Genomic DNA, 15,379 nt, shown 5'->3' on the forward strand with positions numbered 1-15,379 from the left:
CGAACACTGTCTCCCATGCGTTTTCGCCCGCCGCGCCTTGTCGCGGCCCTCGTCACGGCTGTCGCCGTCACCGCGTGCTCGGCCCCGGCGGGTCCGGAATACGACCCGCTCGCTCCGATCGCCGCCGAGGTGCCTGCCGGCACCTCGATCACCGTGGCCGATCAGCAATCCATCCTCAAGACGATGCTCACCGCATCGGGCGAGTTGGAGAAGCTGCCGTTCTCCGTGAAGTTCGCGGACTTCGCCGGCGGTCCGGCGATTCTGGAGGCGTTCCGCGCCGGAGCGGCGCAGGTCGCGGTCGTCGCCGATGTCCCGCCGATCCACGCCCGCATCGCGCGTTTCCCCAGCCCGATCATCAAGGCCTGGCAGCAGGAACGCGGCGGAGTCGCAATGGTCGCGCGCCCCGGCGTACCCCTGCGCACCCCGGCGGACCTGCGCGGCCGCAAGATCGGCTACGCCGAGGGCACGGCGCACCAGGCGATGGTGCTGCGCCTGCTTCGCATCGCCGGCCTGTCCAAGACGGATGTGCAGCTCGTGCCGCTTCAACTCACCGAGGTCGGTGAGGCGCTCGGCGCCGGACAGATCGACATCGCGCCGTTGATGGAGCCGATCAACACCAAGTACCGCAAGACCCACCCGGATGCCCAGGCGCTGCCCGACGACGTCACGCAGGCCGCCCAATCCGGCCTGATGTTCCTCTACTCGCCGCAGTCCGCCCTGGCGGATCCGGCCACTGCGTCCGCACTACGCAAGCTGTCCCCCGCGCTCGACCGGGCGCGCGCATGGGTGGACGCCGACAAGGAGCGCTGGGTACAGACCTATTACGCGGGCGCGTTGAAGATCCCCGCCGCTGTGGGGCGGATCGCCTACGAGGGCGGCGGCGGCTGGCGCCCGCTCCCGGTCGATCGGGCGCTCGTGCAGCGGCAGCAAGACACCATCGACATCCTCGCGGACTTCAACGAGATCCCGGGCGGCCGTGTCTCCGCCGAGGGGTCCGTTGACTTCCGTTTCAACACCGACAAGGAACCCTCATGACCAGCACACCGCTCGGCCGGCTCGGCAGCGGGCTCGGCGGCGACGCCGTTCCCGAACAACGACCCGGCGCCCTGGACCCTGACCACGAATTGCTCCCCCGCCCCGCCACCCGTCGCGCTCTCGTGGACTCGCGGCCCATTGGTGCGTGGATCCTGGCGGGCCCCGCCCTGGTGATCGCGCTGTGGGCCGTCGGGTCGGCCACCGGGGTCATTCCCGACACCGTGCTGTCCGCGCCGTGGACCGTGCTGCGGACGGCGTGGACTCTGGCGCTCGATGGTTCGCTGTGGTCCAACATTCTGGCTTCGGCACAGCGCGCGATCGTCGGCGGTGTACTCGGGGTCGCCCTGGCGGTGGTGCTCGCGCTGTTCTCCGGTCTCACCAGGCCCGGCGAAGCGCTCATCGACGGGACGGTCACCATCTATCGGGCCATCCCCGCGCTCGCACTGCTGCCCCTGTTCATCGTGTGGTTCGGCATCGGCGAGGAGATGAAGATCGTGCTGATCACTCTGGCCGTAGCGACACCGGTGTACCTGAACACCCATGCCGGGCTCCGCGGCATCGACCGCAAGTACGTCGAGCTCGCCGAGACGGTGGGCCTGCGCCGCGCCGCCTTCGTCCGGCACATCGCGATTCCCGGTGCGTTGCCCGGATTCTTCACCGGCCTGCGCCTCGGAGCGACGGTGGCCTGGCTCGCGCTGGTCGTGGTCGAGCAGGTCGGGGCGTCAGACGGCATCGGCTATCTCATGTACAAGGCGCGGCTGTACGGCCTCACCGATGTGATCGTGGTGGGTCTCGCGGTGTACGCGGTCCTCGGCTTCGGCACCGATCTCGCCGTCCGCACCCTCTCCCGAAAGGCACTCTCATGGCAGAGCACGTTGGCCCACTGAACGATTCCCCCGCCGACGAGCCGGTGATCGTCGCGCAGAACCTGGTGCGCGGGTTCGACGGCCGGGCGGTGTTGCGCGGCGTCGACCTGACGATTCGCCGGGGCGAATTCGTCGCTCTGCTGGGCCGGTCCGGTTCGGGCAAGTCGACGCTCCTGCGCGCTATCGCCGCTTTGGACGACGGTGTGCCCGGTTCGGGCCTGCTGGAGGTGGATCCGAGCCGCGCCGTGGTGTTCCAGGACTCGCGCCTGCTGCCCTGGGCGCGTGTGCTGGAGAACGTGGTGCTCGGCCTCACCGGCGCCGACGCCAAGGACGTGGGCCGCGCACTGCTCGCGGAGGTCGGCCTCGCGGGACGAGAGAAGGCCTGGCCGAAGGAGCTTTCCGGCGGACAGCAGCAACGAGTGGCGCTGGCTCGCAGCCTGGTCCGGGAACCGGCGGTACTCCTGGCCGACGAGCCCTTCGGGGCGCTCGACGCGCTCACCAAACTGAAGATGCACGATCTGCTGCGCGCGCTGGTCGCTCGACACCGGCCCGGTGTGCTTCTGATCACCCACGACGTGGACGAAGCCATCGTCCTGGCCGACCGGATCCTGGTGCTCGATCACGGCATTCTCTCGGTCGATCTGGAACTCTCCGACGAAACGGGCCGCCGACCGGGCGAGAACGGATTCGCAGAGCTTCGCAGCCGGCTCCTCGATGCGCTCGGTGTGGAGCGCGAGCCCGAGCCGGTGACCGCGCCCGCATGACGATCCCCGACTACGCTCGCGGCTACGAAGGATTCGCGGGACGGATCGGGCGGACGGAGGCGGAGTCCGAACCGGCGTGGCCGGCCGAGCGCCGCGCTCGCCCCGGATCTCCCAACATCATCGTCGTCCTCGTCGACGATATGGGCTTCTCCGATATCGGGCCGTACGGCTCGGAGATCCCCACACCGCATCTGGACGCCCTGGCCGCACGCGGAATCCGATCCGTCAACCACCACACCACCCCGGTGTGTTCACCCGCCCGCGCAGCTCTGCTCACCGGTATCAATCCGCACCGGGCGGGCTACGCTTCGGTGGCCAATTCCGATCCGGGCTACCCGAATCTGCGCCTGAGCCTGGCCGATGACGTGCTGACCCTGCCCGAGATCCTCCGTGAGGCCGGCTACGCCACCTACGCCGTGGGCAAATGGCATCTCGCGAAGGACTCCCGGCTCGGCCCGGACGCGGACCGCGGATCATGGCCTTTGCAAAGGGGATTCGATCACTACTACGGCTCCCTGGAGGGACTCAACTCGTTCTTCCACCCGAACCAGCTGGTACGCGACAACACCGCCGATCCGGTCACGGAGTACCCGGATGACTTCTACGTGACCGACGCACTCACCGACACCGCGACGAGCTGGCTCAAGGACCTGCGCGCGCACGATGCCGACAAACCCTTCTTCCTGTACTTCGCCCACATCGCGATGCACGGACCACTGCAGGTCAAGGAATCCGACCTCCTCCGAGGCGACGTGGACTACGCCCGCGGCTGGGACATCGTGCGGGAGAGACGGTTCGCTCGGCAACGCGAACTCGGGCTGTGGGGCGACGGGGTCGAACCCGCCGGTCGCAACCGTGAGCCCGGATACGACGTGCCCGCCTGGGAGGAGCTCACCCCCGACCGGCAGCGCCGGTTCGCGAAGTACATGCAGGTGTACGCCGCGATGGTGCGCACCGTCGACGACAGCCTGGGCCGGCTGCTCGCCACAGTCGACGAGCTGGGCGAACTCGACGACACCATCGTGGTGTTCAGCTCCGATAACGGCGGCACCGCAGAGGGCGGTCCGGAGGGAACGCGCAGCTACTTCGCCGAATTCGCGAAGTTCGCCTCCGGCACCGCACCCGAGGGCTGGGAGGGCGACGTCGACCACCCCGAGGAACTCATCGGATCCGCCCGACTCGGCGTGCACTACCCACGGGGCTGGGGACAAGTCTCGAACACCCCGTTCCGGTTCTACAAAGGACAGACATTCGCCGGCGGCGTCCGCGTTCCGCTCGTGCTGTCCTGGCCGGGCGGACTGGACGCCCGTGGCGTGCGCGACCAGTACTCCTTCGTCACCGACGTGGCACCGACGCTGCTGGACCTCGCCGGGGTCGGCACTCCGGGCACCCGCAACGGCATCGCCGCGAAGCAACGCGATGGACTCTCACAGCGAACCGCCTGGTCGGACCCGACAGCACCGTCGGCGCGATCACATCAGTACTCGGAGTTCCGGGGCCACCGCGGGTATTACCGCGACGGCTGGAAACTGCTGAGCCGCTTCGACCCCGGTGACGATCCGGTGAGCCCGCGATGGGAGCTGTACGACAATCGCACCGACCCGGCGGAGACTCGCGATCTGGCTGCCGAGCGTCCCGCCCTGGTGGCCGAGCTCGCCGCGGAGTGGGAGGAGCAGGCCTGGCGGAACACCGTGTTCCCCATCGTGATCGACGGCTCCGCGCGCAACCCCGCCGAACGCCGCCTCGCCGAGCCGGTGCGCCTGCTCCCGGGCACGCCGGTCCTGGAGCGGTACCGATCGGCGAAACTGGTGCAGTACCGGGACTTCCGGGTGGAGATCGATGCCGCTGTCGGGATCGCCGACGAAGGCGTGCTGGTGGCCCACGGCGACGCTTTGGGCGGATACCTGGTGTATGTCGAAGCAGGCGAGATCGTGGTCGGCTACAACGCCTACGGCCGGTATCACGAGGCGAGGGCACCGATCGAGCCAGGAGAGCACCGGATCGACCTGGCCGCAACGGTTCGCCCGGGGCTGCGCTGGGACCTGCTACTCAGCATCGACGGAGCCCCCGCCGCGCACCTTCCGAACCAGGTGCAACTGATCGGCATGGCGCCGTGGACGGGTATCTCGGTGGGACTCGACGCCCGCGGCCCGGTGGCGTGGGACCTGCGCGAGCGGCGCGGCACCTTCCCCTATTCGGGCGTAGTGCGATCCGTGACATACAGACCGGGCCCGATCGGGGTTCCCGACCGCGATATCGAGCGGCTCGAACAGGAAGCCGAGGAGGAAGCGGACTGATCGCATTGCGCTTGCGGTGAATTCAACCCTGGCGACGACGGGCTCGGTCGGGTGTTCTGAAGCGACACGATCCACCATCCGCCCAGGAGGCCCTCATGACCGCGACGATCGAACCCACCACCGCCACTTCCGAGATCACCGTCACGAAGCTGAGCGAACACATCGGGGCGATCGTGCACGGCGTGCGATTGGGCGGCGATATCGATGATGCGACCGCCGAACGCATCCTGGATCTCCTGGCCGAGTACGAGGTGATCTTCTTCCGCGACCAGCACCACCTCGATGACGCGGGCCAGCACGCTTTCGCCGGCCGGATCGGAGTACCCACCACACCGCATCCCACGGTGCGTTCGGATTCGGATCTGCTGCCGATCGAGGGCGCCGCGAACAGTTGGCATACCGATGTCTCCTTCGTGGACCGGGTGCCGAAGGCGTCCATCCTGCGCCCGGTCACGCTGCCCCCGCACGGCGGCAATACCACCTGGGCGTCGACCACGCGCGCCTACGACCGGCTTCCGGAACCGCTCAAGGTGCTCGCCGAGAACCTGCGTGCGATCCACACCAACGATTACGACTACGCGGGCCACAACTCGACCTACCAGCGCGCGGAGTACCACCAGGAGTTCATCCGGAACATCTTCGAGGCCGAGCATCCGGTGGTGCGCATGCACCCCGAGACCGGCCGCCGATCGTTGCTGTTGGGACACTTCGTCAGCAAGTTCGCGGGCCTGAGCTCGCAGGATTCGGCACCGATCCTGGCGCTGCTGCAGCGGCGGATCGAGAACCCGGACAACACGGTGCGGTGGGCCTGGCAGCCGGGCGACGTAGCGATCTGGGACAACCGGTCGACGCAGCACTTCGGCATCAACGACTACGGCGACCACAAGCGTCTGCTGCGCCGCGTCACCCTGGCCGGCGATCTCCCCGTCGGCGTCGACGGCCGTGAGGGTGTGGCACTCAAGGGAGATGCGTCGGACTACTCCCCTGTGACGCCAGCTCGGCAGCGCGGCTGAGTCAGCCACTCGCGGAGCTGGGTGTACACCGCGTCGGAGCGGAGCAGCGTGAAATGGTGCGCTCCGCCGAGGTGCATGCCGGCCTCCGCCGCGAATCCGATGCGACGAGTTCTGCCGCGACCATGATCCGCCCCGCAAGCGGCACCGCCGGCGGCGCTCGGACCCAGCACGAGGCCATCACCAATAATGCGCCCCAACGGGTTCCGGGCATCGCGCGTCACGGTGGCGGCCACGAAGAAGTGCTCGGCGCCGGCCATGAGCGGCACCTCGGCGGCGATGGCACCTCCGAGGGCGTCTGCATCCCGGCCGCGCCAGTCCTCGTCGACCACGGAACCGCCGCGCAGATCCCGGATCCCGGCGCTGCGCCGACGCAACAGACGACCGAACGGGGCGGTCTCGGGTACGGCGGCCAGTGCCGCACTCCCGTAGTGCGCGGCCTGTTCCAGCGGCGCACCGAGGTGCGGCGTCCCGAGACTGACGGTGGCGGTCACCACGTCCGGCCAGGCCGCACCGCGCGACTGCGCGCGGTGCACCGCACCGCGGACCACCAGACCGCCCATCGAGTGTCCGATGAGCACGAGCTCGGTGATCGCGACCGGCCAGACGGCGACCAGGCGCTCCAGGAGATCGGCGAGCGCATCGCCGTTATCGCTGATGTGCCGGCCGCTGTTGTAGCGCACGTAGACCGGTGTCGCACCGAGGTCCACCGCGAGCCGCACACCGTAGTCATCCGCGTCGAGCCCGCCCAGGCCCCACGCGTGTTCGGTCTCGCAGAGGCCGTGGAGGAACACCACCACCCGGCCGGAAGCGCCGTCGAATACCTCGCCCGGATCGAGTCGGCCCAGGGGCGCGCGCCCCTCGCCGAGGTGCACGACCGCACCATCGACTCGGATGGTCATCGGCTCGTCGGCTAGCGGTGATCCGGCGGCGTCGAGGTCGTCTCCGATGAGGCCGAGAAGCGCGCCGATCAGGGCAGCGCCTCGTGGGGTCTCGGAGGGCGGACGATCCCCGGGCCACGCGGCACCGACGGCCGCGACACGTCCCGCGGTGCGCGCGGCGATGCCGATGCCGGCATACACCCCGTCAGTGATGCCGTTGTGGAGTGCACGAACCGGCACGACCGCGGGCCCGACACCGAGGCGGACCGCGGAGAAGACCCGGTCCGATATCGCCCGGTGCACGCTGTGAATTCCCCCCACAGCGCCCGCAATCTCGACACCGCCGAGCGCGGCCAGGGCCTTGACCTCGGCGCGACCGCGCTCATCGACAGTATTCATCGAACTTGAGTGTACAGTCGTGCACTCAAATCTGTCGAACAGTCAGACGCGGTAGTCCCACCCGGCAGCGCGCCACTGCTGCGCCGGCATGCAGTTGCGGCCGTCCAGGAGCGACCTGCGGCGCACCACAGTGCCGACGGCGGCGGGGTCGAGCTCGCGGAACTGCTTCCACTCGGTGAGCACGAGCACGACATCGGCGCCCTCACAGGCCTCCAGTGCGGTGGTTGCGTAGTCCAGCGTCGGGAACACCCGGCGCGAATTATCCATCGCCTCGGGGTCGTAGACCGAGACCGCGGCGCCCTGCAACTGAATCTGGCCGGCGATGTTGAGCGCTGGAGAATCACGCACGTCGTCCGAATCGGGCTTGAACGCGGCACCGAGCACGGCGACCTTCGCACCGAGCAGCGAACCGCCGCAGGCGTCCCGCGCCAGATCCACCATGCGGGTGCGGCGACTCATGTTGATGGCATCGACTTCCCGGAGCAGACCGTGCATGTGACCGGCACCCAATTCGCCCGAGCGGGCCATGAAGGCACGGATGTCCTTGGGCAGGCAGCCGCCACCGAATCCGATTCCGGCACCGAGGAATCGGCGACCGATACGCGAGTCCACTCCGATGGCATCCGCGAGCGCGACTACATCGGCGCCTGCCGCCTCGCACACCTCGGAGACGGCGTTGATGAACGAGATCTTGGTGGCGAGGAAAGCGTTCGCCGAGATCTTCACCAGCTCCGCTGTCGCGGTGTCGGTGACGAAGAACGGGGTGTCGCGGGCGATGATGGGCGCGTAGATCTCTCGGGCGACCTGCTCGGCCCGGCCGCCGGGCTCGATGCCGAGCACCAGTCGGTCGGGCTCGAGGGTGTCCTTGACGGCGTGCCCCTCGCGGAGGAATTCCGGGTTCCAGGCGAATTCGACGCCGATTCCGGCGGGGGCCAGCTCGGCGGCTCGAGCGCGTAGCAGGTCGGTGGTGCCCACCGGCACCGTCGACTTACCGAGGATGACGGCGTCGCGGCGTAGGTGCGGCACCAGCGAATCGATCACGGAGTTCACGTAGGTCAGGTCGGCGGCGAACTCACCCTTGCGCTGCGGTGTTCCGACGGCGATGAAGTGCGCATCACCGAACTCGGCCGCTTCCTCGTACGAGTCCGTGAACCGCAGACGCCCCGCCTCGAGGTTGCGCTTGAGCACGGCGGGCAGGCCCGGCTCATGGAAGGGCACCTTGCCCTCCGAGAGGGCGGCGATCTTGCTCAGGTTCACGTCGACGCCGAGCACCGCGTGGCCCAGCTCCGCCATGCACGCCGCGTGCGTGGCTCCCAGGTATCCCGTACCCAGCACTGTGATCTTCATGCGCCGAAGGTAGGTCGCGCAGGCCGCGACACGGAAGGTCGCCGAGCCCGAGTTCGGCAAGGGTTATGCAGGGATTCACGCGAGAGGCGACCACGCCGCACGGCGTTCGCCCGGCGGCCACACCGTGTTCCCCCGGTGGCTACTCCGCGTCGCCCGGAGCGGCGGTGTCCTCAGCAGTAGGGCCGCGCCGGCCCTCCCGCCCCTTGAGAATGCGCTTGGGCAAGCGGTTGACCAGGTCGCTCATCGGGTTCACGGCCGCGGTCATGAGCGCAACCGCCTCATTCAGCTCGGCCACCACGTCGGGCAGCTGCGAAACGGCGTCGAGAGTGCCGCCGGGCGCCACCGCGCGTTCGATCGCGCCCTGCTGCCCCAGTAGCTGATCGACCAGACCGCCGTCCTCGATGGCACGGTCGATCACACCGCCCTTCTCGGTGAGCTTGTCGATGAGTCCGTCCTGACCGGTGATCTTGTCCAGCACGCCGTCCTTGGCCGCCAACTTGTCGAGCACACCGCCTTTCTCGGTGAGCTTGTCCAGCACGCCGTCCTTCGACATCAGCTTCTCCAGGACGCCGTCAGGCGCGGTGAGCTTGTCGATCACGCCGCCTTCGGAGGTGAGCCGCTCCAGCACGCCCTCCGAGTCGGTGATCTGATCGACCACACCGCCGGGCCGGGTGAGCCGGTCGAGGGGACCACCCTCGTTGGTCAGCCGGGAGATCGGCCCGTCGTCCTTGGTCGCCTGATCCAGCAGGCCACCAGGCGCGGTGAGCTTCTCCAGCATGCCGCCGGGCTCGGTCAGGCGGTCGACCACACCGCCCGGCTTGAGCACCCGATCGAGCGGACCACCGCGCTTGATGATGATGCCGATCGGCCGGTCCGGTTCGAGCATGGCGGCGAACCTCTGCAGCAGTTGCGTCGGAGACAGCGTGCCGTGCTCACCCTCCACATGCAGTGCGTTGTTCACCTCCGACTCCACGTTCTGCACCGCGAAGCGGGTCACGGCGACCCCGCCTTCGACGGCCGCCATCGCGGCATCGGCGGTGGAGAATGCGACGCGAAGCGGCGCCGTGACCAAGCCCTTCAGATCCATACCGGGCATCGTAGGCGGACGAGTGAGAGGAATCTGCACTAATTCACTCATTGCGACGTTGCCGGCCGGATACTGAGGCGGTGACCCCGCGCGCTCCGGACGACCTGCTGCCGCACCTGCGACGCGCGCGTGATCACGCCGATCGCAATTACGCCGAACCGCTCGACCTGGCGACACTCGCGGCGATCGCCGGCGTCAGCAAGTTCCACTTCCAGCGGCTGTTCACCGCCACGTACGGCCTCTCGCCCGCCGAGCACCTCAGCCGCCGCCGGATCGAGCGCGCCCAGGACCTGCTGCGCGCCACCAATCTCACGGTGACCGAGGTGTGTACGGCGGTCGGCTTCACCAGCCTGGGGTCCTTCAGCAGCCGGTTCCGGGAGTTGGTGGGCGAGTCGCCGACGCAGTTCCGCCTCCGGTGGTCCGACGGGGCGCCGCGCATCCCCAGTTGCTACATCTTCATGGCGGGTTTGGCGGAGCGCCATGTCACCGCAAGCGAGGAGAAGCCGGATGGTCCCGCGCCCGCCTAGGGTCGATCCATGCTCATCAAGAACATCTCTCTCGTTTCCCTCTGGGTTCGCGATCTCGATGCGGCCCTGTCCTTCTACACCGAGATCATGGGCTTCGAGCCCCGCGACGACATCAGCATGGGCCCGGATTTCCGGTGGGTCATCATCGCGCACCCTTCTCAGCCAGAGCTCCAGATCCACCTGACCACCCCGTCGAAACCGCTCTCGGACGACCTGATCGCCGCGATGCAGCGGGCCCAGGCCGAGGGCGGGCTGCCCGGACTCGGCCTCGCCGTCGACGACTGCCGGGCCACCCACCAGGCGCTCTCGGCGAAGGGCGTCGAGTTCATCCAGCCGCCCGAAGAGCGACCGTACGGAGTCGAGGCGATCATGCGCGATAACTCGGGCAATTGGATGGTGCTGGTCGAACATCGCGACTACACGCCGGAGGACTTCGAGGGCGCCGACCTCGGCTGAAGTCGAGATTCACCGCGTTCGCTGAGTGCGTCGCGGCCGGGGTCAGGTACGCCGAGTCCGCAACGTGTCGGAAATTCTTGACACGTCGGGTTCTTCCGACATATTCTCTCGTCGTGACCACCGAGAGCGCCGACCGCGTCTTCGTCGCGCTTGCCAACCCGATACGCCGCGAACTGCTCCAAATCCTCCGGACCGGACCGCTCGCCGCCGGCGAACTGAGCGAACGCTTCACTCTCAGCCGGCCCGCGGTGACAGAACACCTCAAAGTGTTGCGTGAGGCCGGCCTGGTCGTGGACGAACCGTCGGGCCGCAGGCGGATCTACCGCCTGACCGCCGAGCCGCTCGCGGAACTCGAAGAATGGTTGCACCCTTTCGAGAAGTTCTGGCGCGCACGCCTATCCGCGCTCGCCACCGTCGCCGAGGAGTTGGAATGACGAGCATCACCCTGGACCAGTTCGTGGCCGCAACCCCGGAGTCGGTCTGGCGAACCATTACGGAACCCGAACTGGTACAGCGCTGGTGGGCGTCCGGAGACATCTCCGACGAGGCGGGCCACGAGTTCACGCTCGATATGCCCGGTTTCGGCGCGCAACCGTGCCGTGTGATCGAGTCGGTACGACCGATTCGATTCAGCTACACCTTCACCACCGCATGGACTCTCACATGGGATCTGAAACCCGAGGGCAACGGGACACGGCTGTTCTTGGAACACAGCGGTTTCGACCTCCAGGACAAGCGAATGGCCGCAGCGTTCGAACGTATGGGACCGAGGTGGCGAGACGAGGTCCTCCCCCGTCTCGCCGCCACCGCCGAGGCCGCCTGACGAACGCGCCGTCTGGAATGATCTGGGCGTGACCGAGAAACGCGTCCTGTCCGATCCGGTGAACGCTTCGCTCGATGGGCCGCACCGCGGATTCCGCCGAACGAGCGGGCGTATCAGCCGATACGACCCCGATGTTTCGGTCTTCTTCGGACACCCGCGTGACCTGACGGAGGCCGACTACGCCGATGTCGCCCGGCTCGCTGACCGCCGGGGGATCGTGCTGCTCCGCGATCGGACGACGCCCCTACCCGCAGCGTGGCGCGTGATGGAGACGGTGGGCCTTGTCCAATACAGCGGCGAGCACGTCCTGGGCGAGCCCGATCCTGCCGCCCTCAGGCTGACCACCGACGATGTCGGGGAAATGACTGCGCTGGTCGAACGGACCAATCCGGGACCGTTCCTGCCGCGCACCGTCGAACTGGGCACGTACCTGGGCCTGCGGAACGCGAGCGGTTCACTCATCGCCATGGCGGGAGAGCGCATGCACCCACCGGGGTGGACGGAGATCAGCGCCGTGTGCACCACGCCCGAAGCCCGCGGCCGCGGTCTCGCCTCGCGACTGATCCGCGCCGTCGCCCACGGCATCCGCGCCCGGGGGGAGGTGCCCTTCCTGCACACCTCCGACGACAATCCCGCGCGGTCGCTGTACGAATCGATGGGATTCGTGCACACCCGCACGGTGCCCCTCGAGGTGATCGCGACCGGGAGCGACCGTTGACCGGCGTACGCGGCGTCGATCGGCGTGGCCTCCTCGCGCTCCTCGCCGCCGGCACGATCAGCGTTCTCTCCGGATGTGCCGCATCGGCGCCCGCGATCACCGAGGACGACACACCGCCCTCGCCGCCGGCTCCGGGGCCGGGGGAACCGCTGTTCCACCCGCCGGCGCCGGGCACGCCGCGGACGCCCATCCCGTCAGCACCGATCACTCGCCTCCCCGGTCCCGGCCGCAGCCTGGCGCTCACGGTCGACGACGGCGCGAATGCCGATGTCGTCGGCGCATATGCCCGATTCGCTCGGGACACGGGTGCGCGCCTCACGTTCTTCGTCACCGGGAGCTTTCCGGGTTGGACGGCGCACCGGGACACGCTCCGCCCCCTCGTCGATGCGGGGCAGGTGCAATTGGTGAATCACACTTGGAGCCACCCGTCCTTGCTCACACTGTCGGGCACCGGCGTCGCCCGCGAACTGAACCGCACCAAGGACTTTCTGCGTCAGCAGTTCGGCGTGGACGGAACCCCCTATTACCGGCCGCCGTTCGGCTACCGCAACGCCGCAGTCGACGCCATCGCCGCCGACCTCGGATTCACGGTGCCTGCCTTGTGGTTCGGGTCCTTGTCCGACTCGGGCCTGATCACCGAGCAATACCTGCTCGACTGCGCTCGCAAGTACTTCCGCGAGCAGGCGATCGTCATCGGGCACGCGAACCACCCGACGGTGACTCGGGTCTACCCGCAGCTGGCCGAGATCATCCGCTCCCGGAACCTCCAGCTGGTCACCCTCGACGATGTCCTTGCGCCACCACGCCGATAGCAGCACGCCGACCCTGTCGTCTTGACAGTGGTTGGTATCCTCAACTAGTGGTTCTTTGCGGCCACTCGTTCTGATCTCCGTGTATCTACCTGGCACGGCCTGCGGGCATCCAAGGCGGCACGCAACGTCGCGGCGATGCAGCCGCGGGAAGGATACCCCCGGTGACCGCCACCAGTACCGCGCCCGAGGCCGAAGCCACGCAGACCGGCCCCTCGCTCCTCTCCGTCGCCGGGCCCACCTACTTCCCCATCGCCTTCGTCGCGCGGCTGCCATTCGCGATGATGGTCGTCGGCGTGCTGACGCTCGTCGTCGCCGGCCGCGAATCGCTGGCCTTCGGCGGCCTCAGCTCCGCGATGGTCGGTCTCGGCGCCGCAGCCGTCGGGCCGCTCGTCGGCGCCGCCGCCGACCGCTTCGGGCAGCGCCGGGCCGTGCTCGCCGCCGGGATCGTCAACAGCCTTGCGCTGCTTCTGATGACGTGGGTCGTTTTCAGTTCGCTACCCGGGTGGGCCGTACTCGCCTCGGCCGCCTTCGTGGGCGCATCGGCGCCGCAGGTCGGCCCGATGTCACGCAGTCGCCTCGTCGCGATGATCACCACTCGGTTACCTGTGCGGCGACGCGCGCAAACCCTGTTGTCCACCATGGCCTACGAGTCCGCTGCTGACGAAGTGATCTTCGTCTTCGGGCCGGTGATCGTGGGCCTGCTCGCGACCACCATGAACGTCGCGGCCCCGATGGTCGGCGCCGCAGTGCTCACCGCGATCTTCGTGACCGCCTTCGCTCTGCACCCCAGCGGTCGTGCTGTTCCCGCGGCGGCCAGCGGCGCGGTTGTACAGGCCCCCGCACGCGAACTGCTGCGCCCCGCGGTCATCGTCGTCGTGGTGGGCGTTTTCGGGATGGGGCTGTTCTTCGGCTCGACCCTCACCGGCCTCACTGCCTTCATGCGCGACGCCGGCAATGCCGAGTCGGCCGGGCTCTACTACGGCGTGATGGGCGTGGGCTCAGCCGCCCTCGCGCTGGGCTCGGCACTCCTACCTCAGCGATTCACCCTCGCGGCCCGCTGGGTCGCGTTCGCCTCCGTGCTGGTGCTGGGTGCCACCGTCATGGCCCTCGCGCCCTCGCTCCCCTGGCTGGTGCTCGGTTTGGCGGTCGCCGGGATCGGCGTGGGGCCCACTCTGGTCACCAACTTCAGCCTGGGCGCCGACCGGAGCCCGGTAGGCCGTTCCGCCACCGTGATGACGATCATGGGATCGGCGGTCATACTCGGGCAGTCGACCGCCTCGGCCGTGAACGGACTACTCGCGGAGAACGTCGGTACCGCCGCAGCGCAGGCCGCGCCCGTGGTCGCCGCTCTCGTCGTGCTCAGCGCCGGTGTGGCGAACGCGACGCTCGCGCGCCGTCGCTAGGCTGCAATAGTGACTGCCACCAGTGCCGGACTACTCCTGTACCGCATCATCGGTACGGGCGAGCCCGAGGTGCTGATCGGACACATGGGCGGTCCCTTCTGGAGCCGAAAGGACCGGCACGGCTGGTCGATTCCGAAAGGCCTGTACACCGACGAAGAGCCACTCGCCGCGGCCGAGCGCGAGTTCGCCGAGGAGCTCGGATCACCCGCGCCCTCAGGCCCGACGGTGCCGCTCGGCTCGGTACGCCAGTCCAGCGGCAAGACGGTGACGGTCTTCGCGCGCCAGGGCGACTTCGACGCCGACCACATCAGCTCGAACGAGTTCGACATCGAGTGGCCGCGCGGATCTGGCCGGATGCGCAGCTTCCCGGAAGTCGACCGGGCCGGGTGGTTCAGCCTCGACCAGGCGGCCGAGAAGCTGGTGAAGGCGCAGGGAGCGTTCCTGGATCGGTTGCGCGCACACCTGAGCGCATAGCCCAGACCACGACGACGCACACCAGCGATGCCGCTGCGGCCGCCCAGGCAACCGTGTTCCAGCCGACGATCGCGCTCGCGGAACCGGTAGCCAGCACCCCGGCGATCGTCACCCCGAGCGACGAGCCGATGTAGCGGGCCGTGTTGTTCACGCCGCTTCCCATCGCGGCGGCACTGCGCGAGCGTCATCAGATGCTCACGCCCGTCCCCTAGTTGCGGTAGTCCTCGACCACCGGCGCCGGCCGCACCGCAGCATCGTCGGGGTTCTCGCCGAACTCACGCTTCGCCTTCCGCTGTCGCAGCAGATCCCAGGCTTGATCGAGCTGCTGCTCCAGCCCCTGCAGCTCGGCATTCTCCTGTTCGGCGTCGATCTCGCCCGCCGCGAGCTTGCGCCGCAACTCGTGTTCGGTGTCGATGAGGTGCTGAATGCGGGTGTGGATCGCATCGTCGGTCATGTCCCGATCCTGCCACTGATTCGGCG

The 15,379-nt window shown here is 68.5% G+C and carries 17 protein-coding genes; 13 read left to right on the forward strand and 4 right to left on the reverse strand.

What is annotated here, in order from left to right:
- The first annotated feature begins 15 nt into the window (after positions 1-15).
- The 5 genes from TPAU_RS14905 to TPAU_RS14925 all read left to right on the forward strand — a co-directional run bounded on the left by TPAU_RS14905 (position 16) and on the right by TPAU_RS14925 (position 5,975).
- On the forward strand, positions 16-1,035 hold the full coding sequence (locus TPAU_RS14905) for an ABC transporter substrate-binding protein (protein WP_013127586.1): 1,020 nt from the start codon (positions 16-18) through the stop codon (positions 1,033-1,035).
- A complete protein-coding gene (locus tag TPAU_RS14910; protein ID WP_013127587.1) occupies positions 1,032-1,922 on the forward strand; it encodes an ABC transporter permease in 891 nt (296 codons plus the stop codon). Before TPAU_RS14905 ends, TPAU_RS14910 begins: the two co-directional genes overlap by 4 nt.
- The gene (locus TPAU_RS14915; RefSeq protein ID WP_013127588.1) at positions 1,898-2,665 is read left to right on the forward strand and encodes an ABC transporter ATP-binding protein; all 768 of its coding nucleotides are present in this window, start codon (positions 1,898-1,900) and stop codon (positions 2,663-2,665) included. Before TPAU_RS14910 ends, TPAU_RS14915 begins: the two co-directional genes overlap by 25 nt.
- Positions 2,662-4,962, forward strand: a complete 2,301-nt coding sequence (locus TPAU_RS14920; RefSeq protein ID WP_013127589.1) for an arylsulfatase — start codon at positions 2,662-2,664, stop codon at positions 4,960-4,962. The genes TPAU_RS14915 and TPAU_RS14920 overlap by 4 nt, the downstream gene beginning before the upstream one ends.
- 95 nt (positions 4,963-5,057) lie before the next feature.
- On the forward strand, positions 5,058-5,975 hold the full coding sequence (locus TPAU_RS14925) for a TauD/TfdA dioxygenase family protein (protein ID WP_013127590.1): 918 nt from the start codon (positions 5,058-5,060) through the stop codon (positions 5,973-5,975).
- Here the strand turns inward: TPAU_RS14925 and TPAU_RS14930 are convergent.
- The 3 genes from TPAU_RS14930 to TPAU_RS14940 all read right to left on the reverse strand — a co-directional run bounded on the left by TPAU_RS14930 (position 5,939) and on the right by TPAU_RS14940 (position 9,686).
- Complete coding sequence (locus TPAU_RS14930) at positions 5,939-7,252, reverse strand: esterase/lipase family protein (protein ID WP_013127591.1); 1,314 nt, start codon at positions 7,250-7,252, stop codon at positions 5,939-5,941. The genes TPAU_RS14925 and TPAU_RS14930 overlap by 37 nt on opposite strands.
- Before the next feature lie 42 nt (positions 7,253-7,294).
- On the reverse strand, positions 7,295-8,599 hold the full coding sequence (locus TPAU_RS14935; RefSeq protein WP_013127592.1) for a UDP-glucose dehydrogenase family protein: 1,305 nt from the start codon (positions 8,597-8,599) through the stop codon (positions 7,295-7,297).
- A 139-nt stretch (positions 8,600-8,738) separates the two neighbouring features.
- Entirely contained in the window at positions 8,739-9,686 is a 948-nt protein-coding gene (locus TPAU_RS14940; protein ID WP_041944453.1) for a hypothetical protein, read from the reverse strand.
- Between the two features lie 80 nt (positions 9,687-9,766).
- On the opposite strand from TPAU_RS14940, the gene TPAU_RS14945 reads away from it, so the two are divergent.
- From TPAU_RS14945 to TPAU_RS14980, 8 genes are all read left to right on the forward strand, one after another.
- The gene (locus TPAU_RS14945; protein ID WP_013127594.1) at positions 9,767-10,213 is read left to right on the forward strand and encodes a helix-turn-helix domain-containing protein; all 447 of its coding nucleotides are present in this window, start codon (positions 9,767-9,769) and stop codon (positions 10,211-10,213) included.
- Positions 10,214-10,222: 9 nt separating this feature from the next.
- Positions 10,223-10,669 carry a VOC family protein gene (locus TPAU_RS14950; protein ID WP_013127595.1) on the forward strand — a complete coding sequence of 149 codons (447 nt, stop codon included), beginning with the start codon at positions 10,223-10,225 and terminating at the stop codon, positions 10,667-10,669.
- Between the two features lie 113 nt (positions 10,670-10,782).
- On the forward strand, positions 10,783-11,103 hold the full coding sequence (locus tag TPAU_RS14955) for an ArsR/SmtB family transcription factor (protein ID WP_013127596.1): 321 nt from the start codon (positions 10,783-10,785) through the stop codon (positions 11,101-11,103).
- Positions 11,100-11,492: an SRPBCC family protein gene (locus tag TPAU_RS14960; RefSeq protein WP_013127597.1), complete on the forward strand. Its 393-nt coding sequence runs from the start codon at positions 11,100-11,102 to the stop codon at positions 11,490-11,492. Before TPAU_RS14955 ends, TPAU_RS14960 begins: the two co-directional genes overlap by 4 nt.
- Positions 11,493-11,520: 28 nt before the next feature.
- On the forward strand, positions 11,521-12,210 hold the full coding sequence (locus TPAU_RS14965; RefSeq protein ID WP_013127598.1) for a GNAT family N-acetyltransferase: 690 nt from the start codon (positions 11,521-11,523) through the stop codon (positions 12,208-12,210).
- A complete protein-coding gene (locus tag TPAU_RS14970; protein ID WP_013127599.1) occupies positions 12,207-13,022 on the forward strand; it encodes a polysaccharide deacetylase family protein in 816 nt (271 codons plus the stop codon). The genes TPAU_RS14965 and TPAU_RS14970 overlap by 4 nt, the downstream gene beginning before the upstream one ends.
- A gap of 161 nt (positions 13,023-13,183) precedes the next feature.
- Positions 13,184-14,425 (forward strand): MFS transporter, encoded by a 1,242-nt coding sequence (locus TPAU_RS14975; protein WP_013127600.1) that lies wholly within the window; start codon positions 13,184-13,186, stop codon positions 14,423-14,425.
- Positions 14,426-14,434: 9 nt separating this feature from the next.
- The gene (locus tag TPAU_RS14980; RefSeq protein WP_013127601.1) at positions 14,435-14,899 is read left to right on the forward strand and encodes an NUDIX hydrolase; all 465 of its coding nucleotides are present in this window, start codon (positions 14,435-14,437) and stop codon (positions 14,897-14,899) included.
- Between the two features lie 208 nt (positions 14,900-15,107).
- Here TPAU_RS14980 and TPAU_RS14985 read toward each other — a convergent pair whose 3' ends face one another.
- Positions 15,108-15,353, reverse strand: coding sequence for a DUF2630 family protein (locus tag TPAU_RS14985; protein WP_013127602.1), 246 nt, complete (start codon positions 15,351-15,353; stop codon positions 15,108-15,110).
- Positions 15,354-15,379 lie beyond the last annotated feature (26 nt).

It is taken from the genome of Tsukamurella paurometabola DSM 20162, from assembly GCF_000092225.1.
GTDB lineage: Bacteria > Actinomycetota > Actinomycetes > Mycobacteriales > Mycobacteriaceae > Tsukamurella > Tsukamurella paurometabola.